Annotated in this window: 9 protein-coding genes; all 9 read left to right on the forward strand. The window is 62.1% G+C overall.

The annotated features are described in order from the left end of the window. On the forward strand, window positions 1-957 hold a 957-nt coding region (locus ACF8R3_RS14825; protein ID WP_392515809.1), incomplete at its 5' end, for a DUF2345 domain-containing protein. Beyond that, the gene (locus ACF8R3_RS14830) at window positions 954-2,639 is read left to right on the forward strand and encodes a hypothetical protein (RefSeq protein WP_392515810.1); all 1,686 of its coding nucleotides are present in this window, start codon (window positions 954-956) and stop codon (window positions 2,637-2,639) included. The genes ACF8R3_RS14825 and ACF8R3_RS14830, both read left to right, overlap by 4 nt. A 24-nt stretch (window positions 2,640-2,663) precedes the next feature. Beyond that, the gene (locus ACF8R3_RS14835; RefSeq protein WP_392515811.1) at window positions 2,664-3,737 is read left to right on the forward strand and encodes a PoNe immunity protein domain-containing protein; all 1,074 of its coding nucleotides are present in this window, start codon (window positions 2,664-2,666) and stop codon (window positions 3,735-3,737) included. Further along, entirely contained in the window at window positions 3,734-4,654 is a 921-nt protein-coding gene (locus ACF8R3_RS14840; RefSeq protein ID WP_392515812.1) for a PoNe immunity protein domain-containing protein, read from the forward strand. Before ACF8R3_RS14835 ends, ACF8R3_RS14840 begins: the two co-directional genes overlap by 4 nt. A 44-nt stretch (window positions 4,655-4,698) precedes the next feature. After that, window positions 4,699-4,956 carry a PAAR domain-containing protein gene (locus ACF8R3_RS14845; protein WP_392515813.1) on the forward strand — a complete coding sequence of 86 codons (258 nt, stop codon included), beginning with the start codon at window positions 4,699-4,701 and terminating at the stop codon, window positions 4,954-4,956. Window positions 4,957-5,106: 150 nt separating this feature from the next. Beyond that, window positions 5,107-5,271, forward strand: a complete 165-nt coding sequence (gene csrA / locus ACF8R3_RS14850; protein WP_196186813.1) for a carbon storage regulator CsrA — start codon at window positions 5,107-5,109, stop codon at window positions 5,269-5,271. 47 nt (window positions 5,272-5,318) lie between these two features. Further along, entirely contained in the window at window positions 5,319-5,822 is a 504-nt protein-coding gene (locus ACF8R3_RS14855) for a carbon storage regulator (RefSeq protein ID WP_392515814.1), read from the forward strand. A 257-nt stretch (window positions 5,823-6,079) separates the two neighbouring features. Next, on the forward strand, window positions 6,080-6,595 hold the full coding sequence (locus ACF8R3_RS14860) for an Hcp family type VI secretion system effector (RefSeq protein ID WP_100852272.1): 516 nt from the start codon (window positions 6,080-6,082) through the stop codon (window positions 6,593-6,595). Between the two features lie 93 nt (window positions 6,596-6,688). Next, the coding region (locus ACF8R3_RS14865; protein WP_392515815.1) for a type VI secretion system Vgr family protein at window positions 6,689-7,914 on the forward strand (1,226 nt) is incomplete at its 3' end.

A 7,914-nucleotide genomic window follows, 5' to 3' on the forward strand; every position in this document is an offset into this window, starting at 1 on the left:
GGCGGCGAACCGCTGGTCGCCGTCAGCGCCCCGGCCGGCGTTGCCGTAGCCACCTCGCGCAGCATCGCCCTCGCCGCCAGCGAGCATATCGACAGCGTGGCCCAGCAGCACCAGCACCTCACGGCCGGCAAGAACATCGTGCTCAATGCCGGTGACGAAATCGGCCTGTTCGCCCAGAGTGGCGACCTGCGCCATATCGCCCACCAGGGCGAGGTGCTGGTGCAGGCCCAGCACAACGGCATCCGGGTGCAGGCTGACCAGAGCATCGAAGTCAGCGCCAGCCAGCAGCATGTCGTCGTCAGCGCCAAGGAACATGTCACCCTGCTTGCCGGCGGTGCCTACATCCGCCTCTCCGGCGGCAATATCGAGTTCGGCATGCCGGGCACCTTCACGGTCAAGGCCGCCACGCACGATCTCGGCGGCGGCACCCGCCGCGCGGCGACCTTCCAGAGCTGGCCACTGGTCACCTTCGGCCTGCCCACCAGCCTGGATCTGCGCTACACCTACGACGACCTCAAGCCCGTGGCCCTGGCACCGTTCCGCATCGAGTTCGAGGACGGCTCGGTACAGGAAGGCACCCTCGACGAAAACGGCTTCGCCCGCCTCGACAACCCACCCGGTGCAGGCCACGTCTACTTCGGCTTCGACCAGCGCCCTGCCTTCCCCGCGCGCGAGCGCCCCGCCAACAGCCTGCTCGGCCTGCAACCCGAAAGCCCCGAACAGGCCCAAGAAGCCCTCGCCCGCTATATCGAACAGGAAGACGAATACCTGCAGGACAACTTCTTCCCCGACGAAATCGCCGGGCTGGACAGCGAAGCCGAAGAACACCTGCTGCTCGGTGACTACCTCTACGACGACGAAGAAGGCGATCACGACCACAACGAGGACGACACGCCCGGCGAACACGAGGAGGTCATGCTCGCCCCGCAAGCCCTTGAGGAGGACGCTCAAGCATGAACACCAAAACCATCATCAGGCAGGCCGAAACCGACACCCTCGCCGAAATTCTCACCTGGGTACGGGAAGTCGTCGAAGGCCGTGGCCAGTCCGTCAGCCAGATGGTCGTCACCGTCGTGCTCGGCTGCATTCCCGGCGTCGGTCAGGCGCTCGACGCCTACAACATCCTGCGCGCCCTCCATTCGCTGACCCGCGACAGCGACAACGCCGACAATTGGATCGAACTGGTGCTCTGCCTGATCGCCCTGGTGCCGCTGTTTGGCGACGCGCTCAAGAACGTCTTCCGCATGCTGCGCAGCGGCATGCCCATAGGCCGCATCCTCGACAGCCTGCCCAGGGACGTGCGCGGCAATATCGAGAAGTGGTTCCGCGAGCTGGACTGGGCCAGCTATACCCGCCAGCTCGTCGCCAAGACCAACCAGATCCTCGATGGCATGATCGACGTGCTCGGCACCCGCAGCGCCCGCTGGATGATGGACAAACAGGGCCTCAACCGCCTGATCGCCCAGCTCCGCTCGCTCAAGGCCAAGGCCCAGCAGAAGATTGAACAGGCCATGGGGTCGCTGCAGCAGTCCCACCAGATGGCCATGGCCCAGCCCCTGCCCAACACCACCGCGGGCTCCCGCGCCAGCCGTCATGCCGACACGCCGCGCCAGTCGCCGCCCGGCTCATCGGCTCCGGCATCCAGCGGCAAGCCAGCGCAGCAGAGCTCCAGCACCGCCAGCCAGACACCGGCTACCTCATCCACACCCGCTGCCCGGCGCGACACACCCGATACCGCCGGCAAACCGCAAGCGCAGAGCGGCACCTCCGGCAACCAGACCGCCGCCTCGGCCCCGGCCAGCAAGCCGCAGCAACAGCCCGCCGCCGCCCGCCAGCAACAGCCCGCCACATCGCCCCCTGCCAGCAGCGGGCGCAGCACCCAGCCCAGCGCCGACAAACAGCCAGCCCCGGCCAAACGCGATGTCGCCACCGAGCCCAAAGGCAGCGTCACTCCGCGCCAGGGCCAGGTCAGCCCGCAACTGCGGCAAAGCCAGCGCTCGCGCTACAGACGGTCAAAGGCTGGCGCTCAGGGCGAGCACATCGCCGATTACTATTTCGTCAAGAACAAGAAGTCGCGGCAGAAGGTCAACCACAACGGCACCCTCTACGAAGGCCGCCAGCCAGGCCACCAGGGCATCGACCATATCTGGCACAGCGGCAGCCTGCCGCAAAGCTACCGGATCAGCGACACCAAAGGCACCAACGAGCCCTTCCACAAGAAACTGGAAGGCGCCATGCAAGTCTGGCAGACCCTGGAATATGGGCTGGAGCAGGCACTTGGGCAAGGGAATGAAGCCAAAGTGCGTAACTCCGTAGGCAAAACAGTTAGCGATGGGCGACAAATGAGCCACAGATGGATCTTTAGGAACATTCAAAATTCAAAGATCACTTCCGCACATACCGCCTTAATCTCCAAGATCAAATCATGGAGAGCAGTTGACTTTGATCCAGAAATTATGACATGCCCTTACGACCGTAGTTTAATCACCGTAGTTGGCCCAAACTATATCCAGCATGACAACAATGCTAAAACTAAAGCAGCTAGCAGGCAGGCGGCCGCAGGGAAATGTCGCAAATCGGCAAGCCGACATCAAATTGCCACAGAGTTTGTTATTCCAACAAAATTTCTATCAGAATAAAACTTGAAACTCAAGCAGTGACAAATGCACATGAAAAACACTAACAGCATCAACTGGGATCACTGGGCAGCATCCAAAGTTGCAGCATCGCAGTTTGAACAGCGACGGGAACCCCACCTACGTTACGTCACATACACAGCACAGTTTGATGAAACTCTTGAACGCATCCAGTTGGTCTGCTCAAGAATTTCTACTATTGCGAATGGAACAAAACCTGGTGGAATGATGAACTCCACCAACCTTCGTCTATGCGACCTCTTAGACTGGCTTAGCTTGCAGTATTCCGCCGGGGCTCCAGTGGGGCTATTTGACGAGATTTGGCCCTGCGCAATGGAGTGGGCTGAAGAATACGCCCAATGCCATGCCGCCTACCACAACTCGCCGGAAGCGGGTAACCATATGACACCGCATGCGGCATTACGTACCGAAGATTACTGGACGATGGCCCTGCGTCTTGTCTGCTTCGGTTTATTGACTGGCAACGCCGCACAGATGCCACGGGTGATGCAATTCCTCGACTATGGCAATGAGGATATGGACGTGCGTGATGGCCTGCTTGAGCGCCTGGTCGCGCCCTTTGTTGCCGGTCGTGGTACGCCCCCGGATACCGCCACCCGCCATCTGCCCTACCGCAAATTGTTCAAGGTATTCGACGCCGTCCCCGACAAGCGCCCGGCGCTGATGGCCAAGTACCTGGACGAGTGGTATCACGCCAGCCGCCGCGAACCCTATATCGACCAGCATGGTGAGGCAGATATTTCCTTCTATGGCTATTGGGCCTGGGAAGCTGCCGCCGTTACCTGGTTGTTGCAGATCGACGACAGCAGCTACCGCGATATGCCGTTCTACCCCCGCGATCTGGTAGATTTTGCCCGCAACCTGTCGGCCACACCCGCTACGCCATCCGCGCCGCCGCCCACCTACGCCGGCCAGTCCTGCCCGCGCGCCGGTTACTGGTTCACCCTGGCCCAGCACGGCTCGCGCCGCCAGTTCGCCCAGGACGACCTGTTCCCTGAAATCCCCAGCGAAACCAGTAAGGGCCTGACCCTCTGGCAATGGGCCGATGACCAGGGCGACCAGGGAACATCCGGCCAATGACCACAGCCAGCCCGCTGCCAACAACTGCCCTGAATACGTCTGCTCTGCCGAGCTGGCAGCAGTGGGCTGCATCAAAAATACCGGCTGATCAATTTGAACAACGGCGCGAGCCACATTTACACCACACGCCTTATCTATCGCTTTTCAACGAAACGCTAAGCAGCATCGTAAAAGTAAGCAACAGTTTGTCATCCCCTTCTGACAAAGCAACTTTGATAGGGCTATCAACATCTGCACAACAACGTTTGTGGGATGCCTTAGACTGGCTTAGCCTCCAATATTCCGCAGGCGCTCAAGCAGAGCTCTTCTCTAATATTTGGCCTCACATCATGGCTTGGGCCGGAGAGTATGCGACATTTCATGAGAGTTATCACAACTCTCCAGTCTCCGGAAACCACATGACGCCACATGTGGCATTGCGTACAGAAAGTTACTGGATAGTCGCTCTGCGGCTGACCTGCTTTGGGCTGCTTAGTGGCCATGCTGCGCAAATGCCGCGGGTGACGCGGCTCCTTGACTATGGCAATGAGGATATGGGCGTGCGTGATGGCCTGCTTGAACGTCTGGTCGCGCCCTTTGTTGCCGGTCGTGGTACGCCGCCGGATACCGCCACCCGCCATTTGCCCTACCGCAAGCTGCTCAAGGTATTCGATGCCGCCCCCGACAAGCGCCCGGCGCTGATGGCCAAGTACATGGGCGAGTGGTATCACGCCAGCCGCCGCGAGCCCTATATCGACCAGCATGGCGAGGCGGATGTCTCCTTCTACGGCTATTGGGCCTGGGAAGCAGCCGCCGTGACCTGGTTGCTGGACATCGATGACAGCAGCTACCGCGATATGCCGTTCTACCCCCGCGATCTGCTGGACTTTGCCCGCAACCTGCCGGCCCCGCCCACCACGCAGCAGCAAAATACCTGACGCCTACCCACTGATGCGTCCGCCGGGCGCACAAGGAGTGAACTATGAACTTCCCTGGCAAGCGCCCCGTCCGGCTGGGCGACAAGACCACCCACGGCGGTGCCGTTATCGCCACCCCCAACCGCAGCTCGGCCGGGGGCATCCCGCTGGCGGTGATCGGCGATGCGGTTAGTTGCCCCAAGTGCGGCCCGACCACGATTGCCGAGGGCGATGCCACCTGGACTATCGACGGCAAACCCGTGGCACTGAATGGCCACGCCACCGCCTGCGGTGCCAAGCTGATTGCCAGCCTGCCCGCCTGAAACCGGCCATAGACTGGGGCCGCCGCTGCACCGCCGATGTGAGTACGCATCATCAAGGAAATGGCTTGTCGTTACGGGCGGCCGTAAATCAACACGGAGCAAGAAGACACCAGCACACTGATACTTTCACGCCATCCGGGCCAGACACTGATGGTCGGCGACAACATTCAGGTAACGATTATCGAGGTAAAGGGCAACCAGGTACGCATCGGCATACAGGCACCCAAGGAGGTCGATGTTCATCGGCAAGAAATCTACGAGCGTATTCGTGCCGGTCTCCCCAAGCCCAACTCCGGCAACCATCCACAGTATTAAATCGCATTACCTGATCAGCCTTCGCTGATCAGGAAGGAGAATTGACCATGCTGTTCCTGACCCGCCGGCGCGGCGAAGTCGTAATCATCGGCGACGCTATTCAAGTCACGGTCATGCAGTTCGATCTGCATCAGGTTCGCCTGGGCATCCAGGCGCCCGGTGACCTCGAGATTCACTGGCAGGAGAACGCCCGTGATATCCGCACCCGCGCCCAACCGCAAAGCCCGGTTAGCGTAGACCGCCGGCATACTGAAACCGTGACGATTGGCGGCAGCATTCAGATAGCGATATTGCAAACCGGCCTACACCAGATCCGCCTTCGCGTTGAGGCACCCCGGGATGTTCGCGTCGATAGAGATGAAGTCCATCACCGCCCCCAGGTAAAACACGCCAGCGAGGCCGCACCGCCGCCAGCCCCAGCCCAGCCCCAGCCCCAGCCCCAGCCCCAGCCCCAGCCAAGCGAACCCTGCGCACGCTCTCGCTCAAACGCCACTGATCATATTTCGACCGGGCCATTTTTGGCCCGGCCTAGCCAAAAATGGCACAGTTAAAACCCTTTATTTTCAATCACTTAATATATTCCAGGCCAAAAATGGCCCGCCGCAACTGGATTCCACCTCGATTTACCCGGCCACACACGCGCCACCACCGCACCAGAATATCCACGCAGCCCAGTAAGTACGCAGGGTTCAAAGAAGCTTCCGGGCAAAAACACGTATTGGCATGCCCCCTGCAATGTCGTCCTCGTCCCCGCATGGGGCGGCATCAACGGCCACCGCGGCCCTCTCGACGACATAAGGAATCCGTCATGTCCACACCCGCCTACATCGCCATCACCGGCAAAACCCAGGGCAAAATCACCCAGGGCGCCTTCACTTCCGATTCGGTCGGCAACGTCTACCAGGAAGGCCACGAAGACCAGATCCTGGTGCAGGAAATCAAGCACCGCGTCACCACCCCTACCGACCCGCAAAGCGGCCAACCGTCCGGCCAGCGTGTGCATAAGCCGTTCGTCTTCACCTGCGCGCTGAACAAGGCTATCCCGCTGCTGTACCAGGCCCTGGCTACCGGCGAAACCCTGAGCAAGGTGGAAACCCAGTGGTTCCGCACTTCGGTCGAGGGCAAGCAGGAACACTTCTTCACCACCCTGCTCGAAGACGCCACCATCGTCGACATCAACACCGTGCTGCCGCACGCCCAGGACACCAGCAAGTCCGGCTACACCCAGCTGATCGAGGTCAGCATGGCCTACCGCAAGATCACCTGGACTCACGCCGTGGCCGGCACCGAGGCCTCGGACGACTGGCGCAAGCCTGTCGCCTGATGAGCGAACCGCCGCTGCCGGCCAGCGCCGGCAGCGGTTTCTCTTTGCCCACGGACTGCCGGACACCCCATGCCGGCCCGCAAGGAGCACGTCATGCCGCGCCAATCCGACCTGCGCTTCACCGTCACCGCACCTGCCGGCGATTTCGAGGTGGCCGCCTTCTCCCTCGACGAGGCTCTCTCCACCCCCTTTCGCCTGCACCTCGAACTGGCCAGCTTCGACCCGGCCATCGATTTCGCCAAACTCCTCGACCAGCCCCTGACCCTCCACATCGCCCAGGGCAGTGTTGTGCGCCATGTCCATGGCTTGGTCAGCACCTTCGAGCAGGCCGACACCGGCCACCGCCGCACCCGTTACCGTGCCACCGTCGAGCCCGCCCTGGCCCGCCTCGGCCTGTGCGCCGACTGGCGCATCTTCCAGGCCTTGAGCGTTCCCCAGATCATCGAGCAGGTTCTCAAGCAGCACGGCATCTCCGATGTCGAGCTGGTCTCCACCCGCGAGCACCTGCCGCGCGAATACTGCGTCCAGGCCGGCGAGACCGACCTCGCCTTTATCGAGCGCCTCGCCGCCGAGGAAGGCTTCTACTACGCCTTCGAGCACCGCGCCGACGGCCACCGTCTGATCGTCAGCGATCGCCTCTACAGCCACGGCACCCTCGACGGTGAACCCGTCACCTACAATCCCAATGCTGGCGGTGACCAGCCCGCTCCGGCCCTGCACCGCTTCGCCTATGCCGAGCAGGTGCGCACCGCCCGCCAGACCCAGCGCGACTACACCTTCACCCACCCGCGCTACAACCAGCAGCACAGCATCGACGGCCCCGAGCTCGACCACCAGCGCAGCGACTACGAGCGCTACAGCTACCCCGGACGCTACAAGCAGGACGAGGCCGGCAGGCCCTTCACCGAAACCCGCCTGCTCGCCCTGCGCGGCGATGCCCGTCTGGCCCGGGTCGAGGGCGACGATGCCCGCCTGCTGCCCGGCCCCGCGTTTACCCTCAGCGGCCACCCGCGCGACGACATGAACCGCGGCTGGCGTACCCTGCGCTTGCATCACGAGGGCGTGCAGGCCACCAGCCAGCAGGAAGACGCCGCCGACGCCGAACAGGGCACCCGCTACCACTTCAACGCCGAGTTGCTGCATGACCACACCGACTGGCGCGCCCCGCTGCCGCCCAAGCCACGTATCGACGGCCCACATATCGCCACCGTGGTCGGCCCCGCCGACGAAGAGATTTACTGCGATGAGTTCGGGAGGGTCAAAATCCAGTTCCCCTGGGATCGCCTGGCCGTCGAGGATGAGCACAGCTCCTGCTGGGT

This window comes from Pseudomonas sp. FYR_7, assembly GCF_043106155.1.
GTDB classification, from domain to species: Bacteria; Pseudomonadota; Gammaproteobacteria; order Pseudomonadales; family Pseudomonadaceae; genus Aquipseudomonas; species Aquipseudomonas parafulva_B.

Coding starts and splice junctions, on each gene's coding strand:
- ACF8R3_RS14855 (WP_392515814.1), top strand. CDS start 5,319: ATGCTGTTCCTGACCCGCCGGCGCGGCGAAGTCGTAATCATCGGCGAC.
- csrA (WP_196186813.1), top strand. CDS start 5,107: ATGGTCGGCGACAACATTCAGGTAACGATTATCGAGGTAAAGGGCAAC.
- ACF8R3_RS14845 (WP_392515813.1), top strand. CDS start 4,699: ATGAACTTCCCTGGCAAGCGCCCCGTCCGGCTGGGCGACAAGACCACC.
- ACF8R3_RS14835 (WP_392515811.1), top strand. CDS start 2,664: ATGCACATGAAAAACACTAACAGCATCAACTGGGATCACTGGGCAGCA.
- ACF8R3_RS14860 (WP_100852272.1), top strand. CDS start 6,080: ATGTCCACACCCGCCTACATCGCCATCACCGGCAAAACCCAGGGCAAA.
- ACF8R3_RS14830 (WP_392515810.1), top strand. CDS start 954: ATGAACACCAAAACCATCATCAGGCAGGCCGAAACCGACACCCTCGCC.
- ACF8R3_RS14840 (WP_392515812.1), top strand. CDS start 3,734: ATGACCACAGCCAGCCCGCTGCCAACAACTGCCCTGAATACGTCTGCT.